This is a genomic window from Hydrogenophaga pseudoflava, from assembly GCF_004353865.1.
Lineage (GTDB): Bacteria > Pseudomonadota > Gammaproteobacteria > Burkholderiales > Burkholderiaceae_C > Hydrogenophaga > Hydrogenophaga pseudoflava.
In genome coordinates this window covers 1,568,267-1,584,115 of sequence record NZ_CP037867.1, presented here as the reverse complement: position 1 = coordinate 1,584,115, position 15,849 = coordinate 1,568,267, and the positions used below count along the sequence as shown (strand labels likewise).

General features: G+C 68.3%; 15 protein-coding genes. 4 read left to right on the top strand and 11 right to left on the bottom strand.

Features of this window, described 5'->3' with window-relative positions:
- Positions 1–375 precede the first annotated feature (375 nt).
- The 3 genes from HPF_RS07775 to dmeF all read left to right on the top strand — a co-directional run bounded on the left by HPF_RS07775 (position 376) and on the right by dmeF (position 3,957).
- Positions 376–2,001 (top strand): gamma-glutamyltransferase family protein, encoded by a 1,626-nt coding sequence (locus tag HPF_RS07775; RefSeq protein ID WP_133156242.1) that lies wholly within the window; start codon positions 376–378, stop codon positions 1,999–2,001.
- Between the two features lie 62 nt (positions 2,002–2,063).
- Positions 2,064–2,915: a plasmid replication/partition related protein gene (locus HPF_RS07770; RefSeq protein WP_133156241.1), complete on the top strand. Its 852-nt coding sequence runs from the start codon at positions 2,064–2,066 to the stop codon at positions 2,913–2,915.
- 73 nt (positions 2,916–2,988) lie between these two features.
- Positions 2,989–3,957 carry a CDF family Co(II)/Ni(II) efflux transporter DmeF gene (gene dmeF / locus HPF_RS07765; protein ID WP_133156240.1) on the top strand — a complete coding sequence of 323 codons (969 nt, stop codon included), beginning with the start codon at positions 2,989–2,991 and terminating at the stop codon, positions 3,955–3,957.
- A 12-nt stretch (positions 3,958–3,969) separates the two neighbouring features.
- Here dmeF and HPF_RS07760 read toward each other — a convergent pair whose 3' ends face one another.
- From HPF_RS07760 to HPF_RS07710, 11 genes are all read right to left on the bottom strand, one after another.
- Positions 3,970–5,076: a sulfate/molybdate ABC transporter ATP-binding protein gene (locus tag HPF_RS07760; protein ID WP_133156239.1), complete on the bottom strand. Its 1,107-nt coding sequence runs from the start codon at positions 5,074–5,076 to the stop codon at positions 3,970–3,972.
- A gap of 19 nt (positions 5,077–5,095) precedes the next feature.
- Entirely contained in the window at positions 5,096–6,013 is a 918-nt protein-coding gene (cysW, locus tag HPF_RS07755; RefSeq protein WP_133156238.1) for a sulfate ABC transporter permease subunit CysW, read from the bottom strand.
- A complete protein-coding gene (gene cysT, locus HPF_RS07750; RefSeq protein WP_133156237.1) occupies positions 6,010–6,900 on the bottom strand; it encodes a sulfate ABC transporter permease subunit CysT in 891 nt (296 codons plus the stop codon). Before cysT ends, cysW begins: the two co-directional genes overlap by 4 nt.
- 3 nt (positions 6,901–6,903) lie before the next feature.
- Positions 6,904–7,902: a sulfate ABC transporter substrate-binding protein gene (locus HPF_RS07745; RefSeq protein ID WP_133156236.1), complete on the bottom strand. Its 999-nt coding sequence runs from the start codon at positions 7,900–7,902 to the stop codon at positions 6,904–6,906.
- Between the two features lie 103 nt (positions 7,903–8,005).
- The gene (locus HPF_RS07740) at positions 8,006–8,566 is read right to left on the bottom strand and encodes an RBBP9/YdeN family alpha/beta hydrolase (RefSeq protein ID WP_133156235.1); all 561 of its coding nucleotides are present in this window, start codon (positions 8,564–8,566) and stop codon (positions 8,006–8,008) included.
- Positions 8,567–8,648: 82 nt separating this feature from the next.
- Positions 8,649–9,983, bottom strand: a complete 1,335-nt coding sequence (locus HPF_RS07735) for a sulfatase family protein (RefSeq protein WP_133156234.1) — start codon at positions 9,981–9,983, stop codon at positions 8,649–8,651.
- Complete coding sequence (locus HPF_RS07730; RefSeq protein WP_133156233.1) at positions 9,980–11,080, bottom strand: ABC transporter substrate-binding protein; 1,101 nt, start codon at positions 11,078–11,080, stop codon at positions 9,980–9,982. Before HPF_RS07730 ends, HPF_RS07735 begins: the two co-directional genes overlap by 4 nt.
- 25 nt (positions 11,081–11,105) lie before the next feature.
- A complete protein-coding gene (locus HPF_RS07725; RefSeq protein ID WP_133156232.1) occupies positions 11,106–11,933 on the bottom strand; it encodes an ABC transporter ATP-binding protein in 828 nt (275 codons plus the stop codon).
- 20 nt (positions 11,934–11,953) lie between these two features.
- Positions 11,954–12,736 carry an ABC transporter permease gene (locus HPF_RS07720; RefSeq protein ID WP_133156231.1) on the bottom strand — a complete coding sequence of 261 codons (783 nt, stop codon included), beginning with the start codon at positions 12,734–12,736 and terminating at the stop codon, positions 11,954–11,956.
- Positions 12,737–12,759: 23 nt separating this feature from the next.
- Entirely contained in the window at positions 12,760–13,602 is an 843-nt protein-coding gene (locus HPF_RS07715; RefSeq protein ID WP_133156230.1) for an ABC transporter permease, read from the bottom strand.
- 28 nt (positions 13,603–13,630) lie between these two features.
- On the bottom strand, positions 13,631–14,710 hold the full coding sequence (locus tag HPF_RS07710; protein ID WP_133156229.1) for an ABC transporter substrate-binding protein: 1,080 nt from the start codon (positions 14,708–14,710) through the stop codon (positions 13,631–13,633).
- A gap of 262 nt (positions 14,711–14,972) precedes the next feature.
- Here HPF_RS07710 and HPF_RS07705 point away from each other — a divergent pair, with 262 nt between their 5' ends.
- Positions 14,973–15,842, top strand: a complete 870-nt coding sequence (locus tag HPF_RS07705; protein ID WP_133156228.1) for a TauD/TfdA dioxygenase family protein — start codon at positions 14,973–14,975, stop codon at positions 15,840–15,842.
- The last annotated feature ends 7 nt before the right edge of the window (positions 15,843–15,849 follow it).

Below are 15,849 nucleotides of genomic sequence, written 5' to 3'. Positions count from 1 at the left end.
CCGCTGCAAAGCGTCGTTCGGGATCGGCATTCGATTGTGCGATTGCGCGCCTGGGCCGGGTAACACAGCGTTGGATTGCCATGCCTCCTTAAGTTTCCGATTGTCATTGGGCCCAACGACTGCTTGGTGGTAGGTAGGGTAAATCCATCCTGCGGCGACCACCGGCAGCAACCGCTGCAAGCGACCCCTGTTCGGACCATTGCAGCAGCCTGAAGGCCATTCCGATCCACCGCTTCACACAAGAAAGAATCAAGCCCGATGGTCCGCGCCCTGCGCAGTGGCCATGTGGTTGCCCACCAGGCGACTGATCCCCCGCGACACAGCACCAACCACCGCGCGCCCCACAATGGCCGCTCTGTTTGCCGGAGCCCCGCCATGAACCTGCACACCCCCAACCCCTACGCCAGCACCCGCCTGCCGCTGTTCGCGCGCAATGTCGTCAGCACCTCGCACCCGCTGGCCGCGCAGGCCGGGCTACGCATGCTGCTGGCCGGCGGCAACGCGGTGGACGCGGCCATTGCCGCGGCGGCGGCGCTGACCATCACCGAGCCGGTGAGCAACGGCCTGGGCTCGGACGCCTTCTGCATCCTCTGGGACGGGCAGCAGCTGCACGGCCTGAACGCCAGCGGCACCGCGCCCCAGGCCTGGACGCCCGGCTATTTCCACGGCAAGTACGGCGCCGATGCGCTGACGCCGCCCAAGCGCGGGCTGGATTCGGTGACCGTGCCTGGCGCAGTGGCGGGCTGGGTGGCGCTGAGCGAGCGCTTCGGCAAGCTGCCCTTTGCCGACCTGATGGCACCCGCCATCGAGCTGGCCGAGCGCGGTTATGCGGTGCCGGTGGTGGTGCAGCAGAAGTGGGCCGCCGCCACGCCCGAACTGCAGTCGCTGCCGGGGTTTTCCGAGGCCTTCCTGCCCTGGGGCCGTGCGCCGCAGGTGGGTGAGCTGTTCCGCTTTCCAGCCGCGGCCAAGGGCCTGCGTGCGATTGCAGAGAGCAAGGGCGAGGCCTTTTATCGCGGCCCCATCGCGCAAGCGCTGGCCCGGTTCTCCGCCGAGCAGGGAGGCGCGCTGACCGAGGCCGATCTGGCGACCTACCGACCCGAATGGGTGACGCCCATTGCGCAGGACTACCGGGGTCACACGCTGCACGAGATCCCGCCCAACGGCCAGGGCATTGCCGCGCTGGTCGCGCTGGGCATCCTGTCGAACTTCGACCTGGCGGCCATGAAGGTCGACAGCGTGGCCGCGCAGCACCTGCAGATCGAGGCCATGAAGCTGGCCTTCGTCGACGTGTACCGCTACGTGGCCGAGCCCGGCGCGATGGACGTGACGCCCGCGCAGATGCTGGACCCGGCCTACCTGCGCGAACGCGCGAAGCTGATCGACATGCAGCGGGCGCAGGACTTCGGCGCCGGCAACCCCGCCAGGGGCGGCACGGTCTACCTGACCGCGGCCGACGAGCGCGGAATGATGGTGAGCTTCATCCAGAGCAACTACATGGGATTCGGCTCGGGTGCGGTGGAACCCACCTTCGGCATCAGCCTGCAGAACCGCGGCCACGGCTTCAACCTCGGCACCGGCCCGGGCCGCAACACCGCCAACCTGGTGGCGCCTGGCAAGCGGCCCTTCCACACCATCATCCCGGCCTTCCTCACGAAAGACGGGCAACCGGTGATGAGCTACGGCGTGATGGGCGCCAACATGCAGCCGCAGGGCCACATGCAGACCCTGGTGCGCCTGCTCGACCACGGCCAGAGCCTGCAGGCCGCCTGCGACGCGCCGCGCTGGCGCTTCGACGCGGGCCTGCACATCAACGTCGAATCGGCCATGGACCCGGCCACGGTCCAGGGCCTCAAGGACCTGGGCCACCAGACCCGCCTGATCGACGACCCCTACCAGGACTTCGGCGCCGGCCAGTTCATCTGGCGGCTGGGCGACCCGGGCAGCGAAGGCTATGTGGCCGCCAGCGACCCGCGGCGGGACGGCGCAGCCGTGGGGTTCTGAGACGACAGACGGCTTCGGCGCTTCTCTACAATCGCGCCCTTTTGCCCGAGGGAGCGCGCACCGTGAACATCGTCGTCCTGGAAGAACTCAAGGCCTACATCGAGCCGCTGACCCCCGACGAGCACGATGCGCTGGAGCGCAGCCTGCTGGCCGAGGGTTGCCGCGACGCGCTGGTGCTGTGGGGCGACATCCTCGTGGATGGCCACAACCGCTACGGCATCTGCACCAAGCACGGCCTGCCGTTCCAGACCGTGCAGAACCCGCGCTTCCAGTCGATGGAAGACGTGCACCTGTGGATGATCGACCAGCACCTGGGGCGGCGCAGCCTGTCGGACTTCCAGCGCGGTGTGCTGGCGCTGCGCAAGCGCGAAATCGTGGCCGAGCGGCGCTCGCGCGCCAAGGCCGAGGCGGACCAGACCACCGCGCCGGTGCCCGAAGCGCCGACGGGCGACGCCCCCTGGGAAGGCGAGGCGCCCGCCGCCGCGCTGGCCGCGGTGCTCGAACCCAAGCCCCTGCAGAGCCGCGAGGACATCGCGCGCGCCGCGCGCCTGAGCGCCTCGCAGGTCGGCATGATCGAAAAGATCCAGAAGCAGGCCGCGCCCGAGGTGGTGGCCGCCGTGCGGGCCGGTGACATTTCGCTCAACGCCGCCGCCGTGGTCGCCACCCTGCCGGAGGAAGAACAGCGCGCCGCCGCGGCCGCCGGCAAGGACGAGCTGAAGCAGGCCGCCAAGCGCGTGCGCGAGTCGCGCCGCAAGCCGCGCGATGAGAGCGCCGAAGCCTCCAGCGACGCGGCCCCCGAAGCGGCCCCCGCCAGCGACGAGGTGAGCGCCCTGCGCCAGCGCGTCGCGCAACTCGAAGCCGAGAACGCCGAACTGCGCCAGCAGGTGCAGATGCTCAGCGCGCAGCTGGTCTGAGGCGGCCGGTCTGAGGCGGCTGGTGCGCGGGCCGCGTGCGGGACAATCGCCGCACCGCCCGCACGACCGCGCCATGAACACGCTGCCCACACCCGCCACCCGTCCGCCCCACTGCTCGCACGGCCACGCCTTCGACAGCGGCAACCCGGCCGCCGAGCGCGGCACGCGCCTGGTGATGTGGCTCACGCTGGGCACCATGGTGGTGGAGATCACCGCCGGCTGGTGGTTCAACTCCATGGCGCTGCTGGCCGACGGCTGGCACATGAGTTCGCACGCGGTGGCCATCGGCCTCTCGGCCCTGGCCTACGCCATGGCGCGGCGCCTGGCGGCCGACCCGCGCTTTGCCTTTGGCACCTGGAAGATCGAGGTGCTGGCCGGTTTTTCGAGCGCGCTCTTCCTGCTGGGTGTGGCGGCGCTGATGGTGGTGGGCTCGGTGGAGCGCCTGCTGGACCCGCAGCCGATCCGTTACGCCGAGGCGATGGCGGTGGGCGTGCTGGGGCTGGTGGTGAACCTGGCCAGCGCCTTCATCCTCGGCGGCGCGCACCACGGTCACGACCATGGCCACGCGCATGCCCATGAGCACCACGACCACGATGGCCCTGGCCACCACGAAGACCTGAACCTGCGCGCCGCCTACCTGCACGTGATCGCCGACGCCGCCACCTCGGTGCTGGCCATCCTGGCGCTGGCGGGCGGCTGGTGGCTGGGCTGGAGCTGGCTGGACCCGGTGATGGGCGTGGTCGGCGCGGTGCTGGTAGCCGTCTGGGCCAAGGGCCTGATCGCCGAGACCGGCAAGGTGCTGCTGGACCGGGAGATGGACCACCCGGTGGTCGGCGAGATCCGCGAGGTGATAACCGAAAACGCGGCCGCCCACGGCCTGCGGCTGACCGACCTGCACGTCTGGCGCGTGGGCCGCGGGGCCTGGGCCTGCGCGCTGACCCTGGTCACCAGCGACCCGGCGCTCACCGCGGACGCCGTGCGGCAGTGGCTGGCGGTGCACGAGGAGATCATGCACGTCACCGTCGAACTGCAAAGGGCCTGAAGCCCCGCGCCGTCAGGTCGGCTGCAGGAACACGCGCGCCTTGCGCGGCGAGACCACCAGGGTCTCGCCTTCCTGGAAGCCGAGTTCGCGGAACTGCTGCGCCGGAATCTGCGCCTCGATCAGCGGGTCGTGGCCGTCGCGCGGCGCGGCGTCCACCGGCATGAGTTCGAGCCGCGCGATGGGGCCGACCACGATGGCGCGGTCGAGCCGGGCCACGATGCCATGCGGGCGCCCCGCGGCATCGACCTCGCCACCGGCCTGGTAGCGGTGCACGTCCAGGTCGTGCGGGCGCACGTAGGCGAAGGCCTGGGCGTTCTGTGCGCCGGCGTGTTCGGGCGTCTGGATGGCCACGCCGTCCAGGTGCAGAAGACCTTCGTGGGCGCGGCCGTGGAACAGGTTCACGTCGCCCAGGAAGCCGTAGACAAACGGGCTGGCCGGGTGGTCCCACACGTCCTGCGGCGAACCGACCTGCTCGACCACGCCCTGGTTCATCAGCACCACGCGGTCGGCCACTTCCAGGGCTTCCTCCTGGTCGTGCGTGACGAAGATGGAGGTGACGTGCAGCTCGTCGTGCAGGCGGCGCAGCCAGCGACGCAGTTCCTTGCGCACCTTGGCGTCCAGCGCGCCGAAGGGCTCGTCCAGCAGCAGCACCTTGGGCTCGACCGCGAGCGCGCGGGCCAGCGCGATGCGCTGGCGCTGGCCGCCCGAGAGCTGCGAGGGGTAGCGGTCGGCGATCCAGTCCAGCTGCACCAGCTTGAGCAGGTCGGTCACCTTCTGCTTGATCTGCGCCTCGCTCGGGCGCTCGCCGCGCGGCTTGACGCGCAGGCCGAAGGCCACGTTATCGAACACCGTCATGTGGCGGAACAGCGCGTAGTGCTGGAACACGAAGCCCACGTTGCGCTCGCGCACATGCACGTCGGTGGTGTCTTCGCCGCTGAAGTGGATGCTGCCGGTGTCCGGCGTTTCCAGGCCGGCGATGATGCGCAGCAGCGTGGTCTTGCCGCAGCCCGAGGGGCCCAGCAGGGCCAGCAGCTCGCCGGAGTCGATGTCGAGGTTGACGTTCTTCAGCGCGTGGAAGCTGCCGAAGTGCTTGTTGACGTCGCGGATCTGGATGCTCATGGTTTCGTCCTCGTTCGGGTCAGGCGGCGGTGGCCACGGGGGCCGGCGCGGCGCGCGCGTGCGGGTTCTCGGGCGGCAGTTCGGCAATCGCCTTCATCTCGCGTTCGTGGCGCCACTCCACCACGCTCTTGATCACCAGCGTGACCAGGGCCAGCAGGGCCAGCAGGGAGGCCACGGCGAAGGCGGCGGCCGACTGGTATTCGTTGTAGAGCACCTCGATGTGCAGCGGCATGGTGTTGGTCTGGCCACGGATGTGGCCCGAGACCACCGACACCGCGCCGAACTCGCCCATGGCGCGCGCGTTGCACAGGATCACGCCGTAGATCAGGCCCCACTTGATGTTGGGCAGGGTCACGTACCAGAAGGTCTGCCAGCCGGTGGCGCCCAGCACGATGGCGGCCTGCTCCTCGTCGTTGCCCTGGGCCTGCATCAGCGGGATCAGCTCGCGCGCGATGAAGGGGAAGGTGACGAAGATGGTGGCCAGGATGATGCCGGGCACGGCGAACACGATCTTGATGTCGTGCTCCATCAGCCAGGGGCCCAGCCAGCCCTGCGCGCCGAACACCAGCACGTAGATCAGGCCGGCCACCACGGGCGAGACCGAGAACGGCAGGTCGATCAGCGTGGTCAGGAAGGACTTGCCCCGGAACTCGTACTTGGCAATCGCCCAGGCGGCCGCGATGCCGAAGGCCAGGTTCAGCGGCACCGCCACGGCGGCGGTGAGCAGCGTCAGGCGGATGGCCGCCCAGGCGTCGGGCTCTTTCAGCGCTTCCCAGTAGGCGTCCCAGCCCTTGCGCAGGGCTTCGGTGAACACCGCCGCCAGCGGCAGCACCAGGAACAGGAACATGAAGGTCAGTGCGATGCCGGTCAGCGCCCAGCGGATCCAGGGCGCTTCGGTGGTGCCGCGCTGGGCGGTGCGAATGTTGTTCTGGCTCATTGGGAGTTACCTGCCGAACGCTTGCGCTGCCAGCCCTGCAGGCCGTTGATGACCAGCAGCAGAATGAAGGAGATCACCAGCATCACGGTGGCGACCGCGGTGGCGCCGGCGTAGTCGTACTGCTCCAGCTTGCCGATGATGATCAGCGGCGTGATCTCGGAGACCATGGGCATGTTGCCGGCGATGAAGATGACCGAGCCGTACTCACCCACGGCGCGCGCGAAGGCCATGGCAAAGCCGGTCAGCAGCGCGGGCGCGATGCTGGGGAAGATGACGCGGCTGAAGGTCTGCCAGCGCGTGGCGCCCAGGCAGGTGGCTGCTTCTTCCAGTTCCTTCTCGGCGTCTTCCAGCACCGGCTGCACCGTGCGCACCACGAACGGCAGGCCGATGAAGATCAGCGCGATCACCACGCCGTTGGGGTTGAAGGCGAGCTGGATGCCGTGCGGCTCCAGCAGCGAACCGATCCAGCCGTTGCCGGCCAGCAGCGCGGTGAGCGAAATGCCGGCCACGGCGGTGGGCAGCGCGAACGGCAGGTCCACCAGCGCGTCCACGATCTTCTTGCCCGGGAAGGGGTAACGCACCAGCACCCAGGCCACCAGCAGGCCGAACACCACGTTCACACAGGCCGCGATGAACGAGGCCCCGAAGGTCAGGCGATACGACGCCAGCACGCGCGGGGACGTGACCGCCTCCCAGAACTGCGGCCAGGTCAGCGTGAAGGTCTTGAACACCAGGGCCGAGAGCGGGATCAGCACGATCAGGCTCAGGTACAGCACCGTGATGCCTAGCGTGAGGTTGAAGCCCGGCAGCACGCGCGCGCCGCTGCGGCGCGCACCGCCCCCGGCCGCCGGCGCGGTGCCCGGCAGCGAAACAGCGTGTCCGGACATGGCTTACTTGCCCGCGGTGTACAGCTTGTCGAACTGGCCGCCGTCGTTGAAGTGCACTTTCTGCGCCTCAGCCAGCGAGCCGAAGTACTGCTCGACGGTGAAGAACTTGATCGGCTTGAACGCGGCGGCGTATTTCTTCAGCACCGCCTCGTTGCGCGGGCGGATGTTGTGCCTGGCGGCGATCTCCTGGCCTTCGGGCGAGTACAGGAAGTCGAGGTAGGCCTTGGCGTCGGCGGCCGTGCCCTTCTTGGCCACGGTGCGCTCGACGATGGCCACCGGGTTCTCGGCCACGATGGACGCGCTGGGGTGGATGGCATCGACCTTGCCTTTGCCGAATTCGTTGTCCACCGACACGACTTCGGACTCAAACGTCACCAGCACGTCGCCGATGTTGCGCTGCAGGAAGATGCCCGTCGCGTCGCGGCCGCCACGCGCCAGCACCGGCACGTTCTTGTAGAGCTTGCTCACGAACTCGGCGGCCTGCGCGTCGGTGCCGCCCTTGGCGCGCACCTGGCCCCAGGCGGCCAGGTAGGCCATTCGGCCGTTGCCACCGGTCTTGGGGTTGACCACCACCACCTGCACGCCGGGCTTGATCAGGTCGTCCCAGTCCTTGATGCCCTTGGGGTTGCCCTGGCGCACCAGGAACAGCATGGTCGAGGTGGTGGGCGCTGCGCCGTTGGGGAATTTCTGGCGCCAGTCCTTGGCGACCACGCCCTTCTCGGCCAGGAAATCGACGTCGGTGGTGGTGTTGAAGGTCACCACGTCGGCCTCCAGACCGTCGGCCACGGCACGGGCCTGGGCGCTCGAACCGGCGTGTGACTGGTCGACCTTGATGTCCTTGCCGGTGGTCTTTTTGTAGTTCGCCACGAAGGCGGTGTTCAGGTCCTTGTAGAACTCGCGCGCCACGTCGTAGGAGACGTTGAGCAGCGTGGTCTGGGCAGAAGCGGCGGAGGCGGCGGCGAAAGCGATGGCGCCGAGGGCGAGCTTGAAAGTGTTTTTCATGGAAATCGGGCTCCGATAGAGGGAATGCATGACATTCTGAAACCGTGTCGTTCTAAATCAAACGACTTTGTTTTTGTTTTCTTATATGAATACGGAATAAAGATCAGGCCGCCAGCGGGAGCGGTTGTGACGGCGTGATCTCCGCGCCCAGCGCCTGCAGCAGCGCCAGGCCCAGCGGCCACTCCCCGTGCCCGGACTCCACATTGATGTGGCCTGCGTCGTTCAGGCGCATGAACTCGCTGCCCCAGGCGCGGGCATAGGCGCCTGCCAGCCGGACCGGGCAGTACGGGTCGTTGCTGCTGGCCACGACGATGCTGGGGAACGGCAGCCGCTGGTAGGGCACGGGCGCGAAGTCGGCCAGCACGCCGCGCCGCTCGGGGTCGGCCGGCGCCACCAGCAGGGCCGCGCGGATGCGCGCCTTGGCGGCGTCGGGCAGGTGGGTGGTGGCGATGCAGCCCAGGCTGTGCGCGGCGATGACCACCTCGCCCGGTGCCTGCTCGATGGTGCGCGCGATCTGCTGCACCCAGGGCCGCCTGAGCGGGCTGAGCCAGTCGTCCTGCTCGACGCGCAGCACCCGGGACAGCCGGCTGGCCCACAGGCTCTGCCAGTGGCCGGGGCCGGAGTTGCGCCAGCCGGGAACGATGACAACGGTGGGAGAAGACATGCGGCGATTCTGGTCAGCACGCTTCAAAACACAAACGACTGAGTCGTAGTTTGTTTATTAGCTTTTCGTCTAAGACCGTCGCTCACAGGCCGCGGTTTGCCCGCTCGGGCGCATAGCGGTCGGCCTGGATGTCGGGCGTCACGCCGTGCGTGAACACCTCGTCCGTGATGGGCAGGAACTGCGCGTTCCAGTCCTCCCAGGCCTGGCGCAGGCGGGCGAACACGGCGGGGTGTTGGTCCTTGAGGTTGGCGCGCTCCAGCGTGTCGTCCTCGACGTCGAACAGGAACTCGTTGTCATTGATGCGCAGGTACTTGAAGCGGCCCTCGCGCGCCGCGCGCTGGCGCTGCGCCTTGTAGCGCCAGAACAGGCGACGCTCGTGCACCGGCGCCTGGCCCTGCAGCACCGGCAGGATGTTCTCGCCGTCGCTCGGGTAGTCGGGGTGCGGCGCCGTGCCCGCGGCCGACAGCAGCGTGGGCAGCCAGTCCATGGTGATGGTGACCTGCTCGCTGACCTGTGGCTGCAGGCGCGCCGGCCAGGACAGCAGCGTGGGCACGCGGATGCCACCTTCGAGCAGCTCGGTCTTCTGGCCGGTGAAGGGCCAGGTCTTGGAGAAGCGCTCGCCGCCGTTGTCGCTGGTGAAGATCACGATGGTGTTGTCGAAAACCCCTTTGGCCTTGAGCGCCTGCACCACCTGCCCCACCGCGGCGTCGAGCGAGCGCACCATCTTCGCGTAGGTGTGCAGATTGCCGCCGTCGTAGTGGAAGAGGTCGGTCAGGTCGCGCGAGACGTGCTCGTCTTCCGGGCCGACCCAGGGCCAGTGCGGCGCGGTGAAGTGCAGCGAGAGGAAGAACGGCTTTTCTTCGGCCTGTTGCGCGATCCAGGACGAGGCCTCGTCGGCCAGCAGCTGCGTGTAGTAGCCCACGCGCTCGACCGGCACCTCGCCCTCGTACAGGTCGCGCGGCACCGCGGCGCCCACGCCCGGCTTGTGGGTGAAGTAGTCGATGGCGCCGCCGTAGTTGCCAAAGAAGCGGTTGTAGCCGCTCTTGAGCGGGCCGTAGTTGGGCAGGTTGCCCAGGTGCCACTTGCCGATCAGCGCGGTCTCGTAACCCGCATCGCGCAGCAGCGAGGGCAGCGTGGGGTGGTCGGTCGGCAGGCCGTGCAGGTGGGCGGTGCGCACCAGCGGCTCTTCCAGCCCGCCGCGCAGGCGGTACTGGTAACGCCCCGTGATCAGGCCGAAGCGTGTGGCCGAGCACACTGCCGAGTTGGCGTAGGCCTGGGTGAAGCGCACGCCGCCGGCCGCCAGCGCGTCCAGATGCGGTGTCTGGTACTGGGTCTGCCCGTAGACGCTCAGGTCCGCCCAGCCGAGGTCGTCGGCCAGGATGAAGACGATGTTTGGTTGCTTCTCTGCGTCACTCATGCCGCCCCCTTGGCCTTGCCGGTGGCGTTGGTCTCTCGCCAGACTTTCTCCAGCTTCAGATCCTTCACCGCCTGCTGCACGAACTGCGGCTGGAACCAGGCCTTCACGTCGAAGCCCTCGCCGCGGATCAGGCCCAGGCGCAGGCCGTCGTTCAGCACGGTCTGGTAGTTGGCGATGAAGCCCTCGTCGAGCAACGGCGAGTAGCGCACGCCGAGGTTGTCGCCCGCCAGTTCCTCGCGGAACGACAGTTCGGGGTTGCCGCTGTTGCTGGCGTACAGCTTGATGAGCGCTTCCCGGTTGGTTTCCTTCGAGGCCCAGGCCGCCGCGCGCACCAGCTGCGTGACCACGCGCTGCGCCAGCGCGGCGTTGCCCGACAGGAAGTCTTCCGTGGCCAGCAGGCCGGAGTTGATGGTGAAGGCCGGCCCTTGGCCCCGCGTCAGCGGCAGGATGTTCACGCCTTTCTCGCGCAGGATGAACAGGTCCGGCCCGCCGAAGGTGGCGTCGATCTGTCCGGCCACCACCGCGGCCTTGGAGCTGGGCCAGTCCATGTTGATGAGCTTGACGTCCTTCTCGCTCAGGCCGGAGGCGGCCAGCAGGTTGTCGAACGGGCGCTGGTAGGCCGTGCCCTTGAGCACGCTGACCTTCCTGCCCTTGAGGTCGGCCACCGTCCTGATGGTCGAACCCGGCGCGGTGGCCAGGTAGCTGTCGGTGCCGCGGCCGGTGGCGGCGATGAAGCGTGTGGGCAGGCCGCGGGCCTTGTGGATCACAGAGGCCAGGTCACCGAGCGAGACGATGTCCAGCTGTTTGGCCGCCAGCGCTTCGGCCACGGCCGGGCCGGCGCCGCGGAAGAAGTGCCACTGCACCTCGATGCCGTCTTTGGCGAACGCTTCTTCGAGCCACCGGTTGGCCTGCACGATGGCCAGCGTGCCACCGCCCGGCGAGGGCTTGCCGGCGGTGCCCAGGTCGGGCGAACCGATGCGCACCACCCTGGCGGGACTGGACTGCGCGCGGGCGATCCAGGGGGCGGCCAGGCCCGCTGCGGCGAGACCGCTCACAAAGTGGCGGCGTTGAAGAAAGGGGGATGGGGTCTTGTTCATAGGGGTTCTCAGGAAACAGGGAAGGTCAGACGGCGAACTGCCAGCTGGCCGGTTCGGGGCGTTCGTTTTTCAGCGGAGGCTCGGCCAGGTCGGCGGCGCTGTGTTCGCCGAACTCGCGCAGCACGCTGTCCTTGACGGTCGTGAAGGCGTAGGACGAGCGGTCGCGCGGGTGGGCCAGCGGCACGGGCACGGTGCGGCGGATGCGGCCGGGGCGCGGCTCCATCACCACCACCTTGTCGCCCAGGTAGACCGCCTCCTCCACGTCGTGCGTCACCAGGATCATGGTGATGCCCTCGGTCTGCCAGATGCGGTGCAGCTCCTGCTGCAGGTGGGCGCGGGTCATGGCGTCGAGCGCGCCAAAGGGTTCGTCCAGCAGCAGGATGTCGGGCCGATTCACCAGCGCGCGGGCGATCGCCACGCGCTGCGACATACCGCCCGAGAGCTGGTGCGGATAGGCCTTCTCGAAGCCGGTGAGGCCGACCAGTTCGATGTGCTCGCGGATGGTGGCGCGCTGCTGGCCTTCGGTCAGGTCCGAGTTCAGCAGGCCCAGCGCGATGTTCTTCTCCACCGTCAGCCAGGGGAACAGGCGGTGCTCCTGGAACACGATGCCGCGGTTGAGGTTCGTGCCCTTGATGCGCGTGCCGTCCAGCAGGATCTCGCCCTGGTAGCCCTCTTCCAGGCCGATGACCAGGCGCAGCAGCGTGGACTTGCCGCAGCCGCTGGTGCCCACGATGCTGACGAACTCGCCCGGGGCGATGGTGAGGTGGATGTCCTGCAGCACGGGCAGGGGCTGGCCCTTGACCTCGTACTGCTTGTTCAGACCCCGGATGTCCAGGGTGCCGGCGTGTGCCATGGTGTGTTTCTCCAGAAAAATCAGTAACGGGCGACGGTGCGGTCGCGCCAGGCCAGCAGGCGGCGCTCCAGAGCGGACGTGATGGCGTTGAGGGCGTAGCCCACCAGGCCGATCACGGCCACGCCGAACAGCACCAGGTCCATCTGGAAGTGCTCGCGGCCGTCGATCAGGGTGTTGCCGATGCCGGGGCCGGACGCCATCAGGTATTCGCTGCCCAGCGTGGCCAGCCAGCTGTAGATCAGCGCCAGCTGCACCCCGGTGAACACCGAGGGCGCGGCCGACGGCGCGATCACGCGGGTGAGCTGCTGCCAGAGGCCGAAGCCGTAGACGCGCCCCACCTCGAGGTATTCGCGCGGCACGCTGCGCAGGCCTTCGTAGGTGTTGAGCACCATCGGGAAGAAGGCCGCCATGGCGATGAAGGCCACCTTGGCGCCATCGCCCAGGCCGAACCACATCGACAGCATCGGGATCCAGGCGAACAGCGAGATCTGCTTGAGCGTGTGGAAGGACGGTCCCACCAGACGCTCGGCCCAGCGCGACCAGCCCAGCAGCACGCCCACCGCCAGCCCGGCGCTGGCGCCCAGCAGGAAGCCCCGCGCATTGCGCCACAGGCTGGCCGAGAGCGCGGTCCACAGCTCGCCACTGGTGAGCTGTTGCACGGCGCGGTCCCACACCGCGACGGGCGAGACCAGCAGCGGCGAGGTGGACCAGCCCGAGGCCACAGCCCACCACCAGAACAGCAGGATCAGCGCGGGCAGCACCCAGCCCCGCAAAGCCGGCGGCACGACGGTCAAAGAAAGCATTCTTGACATGTGGGTCTCCTGGTTCACAAACCGGGCTTGCGCCAGCGCAGCAGCCAGGCCTCGGCCAGCGACAGCAGCTTGTCGATGGCCAGGCCCACGATGCCCACCGCCAGCACCGAGGCCAGCACCACGTCCAGCTGGAACAGCTGGCGTCCGTAGACGATGAGAAAGCCGATGCCTTCGGACGAGGCCAGCAGCTCCACCACCACCAGCGCCAGCCAGGCGTGGGTCAGGCCGTAGCGCACCCCGTTCCAGATCGGCGCCGTGGCGGCCGGGAACACCACGCGGGTCAACATCTGCCTGCGTGTGAAGCCATACACCTTGGCCACCTCGATGAAGCGGTTGGGCACGCCCTGGATGCCCTGGCAGGTGTTGAGCGTGACCGGCACCAGGGTGGCCTTGGCAATGAGCAGGAACTTGAGCGCCTCGTCGATGCCGACCAGCAGCATCAGCAACGGCAGCCAGCCGATGACCGGCACCTGGGCGAAGGCTTTGAACAGCGGGTACAGGTAGTCGCGCGCGGTGGGCAAGAGACCCATGACCGAACCCAGCACCAGGCCACCGAGCAGGCCGATGCCAAAGCCGGTGAAAACGCGCACCAGGCTGATCTGCAGGTTGGCCCATATCTCGCCGCTGGCCACCATGTCGGCAAAGGTCCGGAACACCTGGGCCGGCGGCGGCAGCACCTGCTCGGGCGCCCAGCCCCAGACGGACGACAGGTGCCACAGCAGCAGCACCGCCAGCGGGAACGGCCAGGCCCAGAGCCATTGCAGCGGCGGACGCCAGGGCCGTGCCGTGACGCCCTGAGCAGACGTCACGGAGGCCGGCGACGGCAGCGACGCGGTCGCACCAAGGGATGAAGACATGGTGATGCTCTCCACTCGGGTCGTGCCGTCAATTCGCCAGTTGGCCGTCGGGTCCGTAGACCGGCCAGTAGGTTTCCAGCTTGAGTTCCTTGAGCGCCACGTTCAGGTAACGGCGGTCGAACCAGCTGTCGATCTCGGGCACCGAGCGGGTCAGCTTGAGCGCGTGCGCGTCCTTCGCCGCTTCCTTGTAGCGCGACACCAGGAAGGGGTCGAGCAGTGGCGAGAGGCGCACGCGCAGCGGCTGGCCGATGAAGTCCTCGCGCCAGATCTTTTCCGGGTACTCGGTCTTGCCCCAGCGCTCGAACAGCTCGGCGCGGTTGGCCTCGTTCGAATAGCGGTGCGCCACCTTCACCAGGGTGGTCACCACGCGCTGCACGGCCTGCGGGTGTTTCGCCGCGAAGTCCTCGGTCACCAGCAGGTGGGTCTGGCGCGTGAACTTGTAGTTGTCGGCCGCGGCCGACCAGACGATCTTCGCCTGCCCCTTGTCGCGCAGGTCGAAGGCGCCGACGTAGTCGAAGAACGCGTCCACATCCTTGTTGACCAGCGCGGTGCGACCACCGGCCAGGTCCAGGTTGATGAGCTTGAGGTCGCTTTCCTTCAGGCCGTGCGCCGCCAGCGCGGCGGACGCGGCCAGGTGCAGGTTGGTGCCCTTGAACAGCGCCACGCGCTTGCCCTTGAGGTCTTCGAGCCGGGTGATGCCCGAATCGGGCTGCGCCGCCAGGTAGAGCCCGGTGCGCACGCCGCTGCCGGCGATCAGCCTGGTCTTGACGCCGTTGGCACGCGCCACGATGGCCGGCAGGTCGCCCTGCCAGGCGAAGTCCAGTTGTTTGTTGACCAGGGCCTCGTTGACGGCCGGGCCGGCGCCCTTGAAGAACACCCACTTGATCTCGACGCCGTCCTTGCGGAACTCGTCTTCAAACGCGCCGTCGGTGTAGGCCAGCGCGGTGGTGGTGCCGCCGTGGCGGATCGGGTTGCTGCCCACGCCGCCGGTGGCCACGCCGATGCGGATGACTTTCAGCGGTTCGGGGGCGGTCTGGGCCTGCGCGAGGCCGGTGGTGGACAGGGTGAAGGCCAGCGCGAGCAGGCCCAGTCGTTGACGTGGATTCATGGTTCCTCCGGTTGAATCGATGGCTGTGGACCGGACGGAATCTACGGACGGCGCCTTGCTCGGGGAACGAATGAAAACGGATATCCAAACGCAGCGCTGTTGTGGTCATGAGCTCATGCCGCGCAGTGCATGAGAACCCCCTGTTGGCCGCGTTTGCATATGCAAAACGCTTCGTTCACGGGGCGTGCGCGCGCACCCAGACTGGAAAAAGGACGGCGCCCTTCGTGCCCTCCACAGCAACCATCCAGTCAAGGAGTTCCCCATGTCCCAGCTCAACGACCTGCCCGGCACCTACTCGCGCTTCAAGGTCGAGCCCTACACCCCGAACATCGGCGCCGTGATCCACGGCCTGGACCTGCGCCAGCCGCTGGACGAAGCCACCCAGGCCGAACTGCGCGACGCACTCGCGCGCCACGAAGTCATCTTCTTCCGCGACCAGGACCTCACGCCCGAACAGCACGTGGCCTTCACGCGCAGCTTCGGCGGCGTGGCCGAGGTCAAGGCCTTCTTCCCGAGGCTCGAAGCGCACCCCGAGATCGAGATCGTCGAGAGCACGTCCGAGAAGCCGAAGGCCGCCAGCAACTGGCACGCCGACATCACCTGGCGCGAACAGCCGCCCCTGGGCACCAGCCTGTACGCGCAGGTGATTCCCGCCACCGGCGGCGACACGCTGTGGGCCAGCCTGACCGCGGCCTACGACAGCCTGCCGCCGGCCTTCCAGGCCTACCTGGAAACACTCACCGCGGTGCACACCTGGGAAATCAGCGGCTGGACCGAGTACCTGCTGCGCAAGGACGCCAGCGGCGACGAGCTGAAGGCCGCGCGCGCCAAGTACCCGCCGGTGGAGCACCCGGTGGTGCGCGTGCACCCGGTCACCGGCAAGAAGATCCTGTACGTCAACAGCACCTTCACCAGCCACATCAAGGGCCTGTCGCGCTCGGACAGCGACGCCCTGCTGACGCAGCTGTTCGAACTCGCCCGCGTGCCCGAATTCCAGGCCCGGCTGCGCTGGGCGCAAGGCACCCTGGCGGTGTGGGACAACCGCTCGACCCAGCACTACGCGGTGGGCGACTTCTTCCCGCAGCACCGCAAGCTGCACCGCATCACGATCACGACCGACCAGACCTTCTGATCGCACA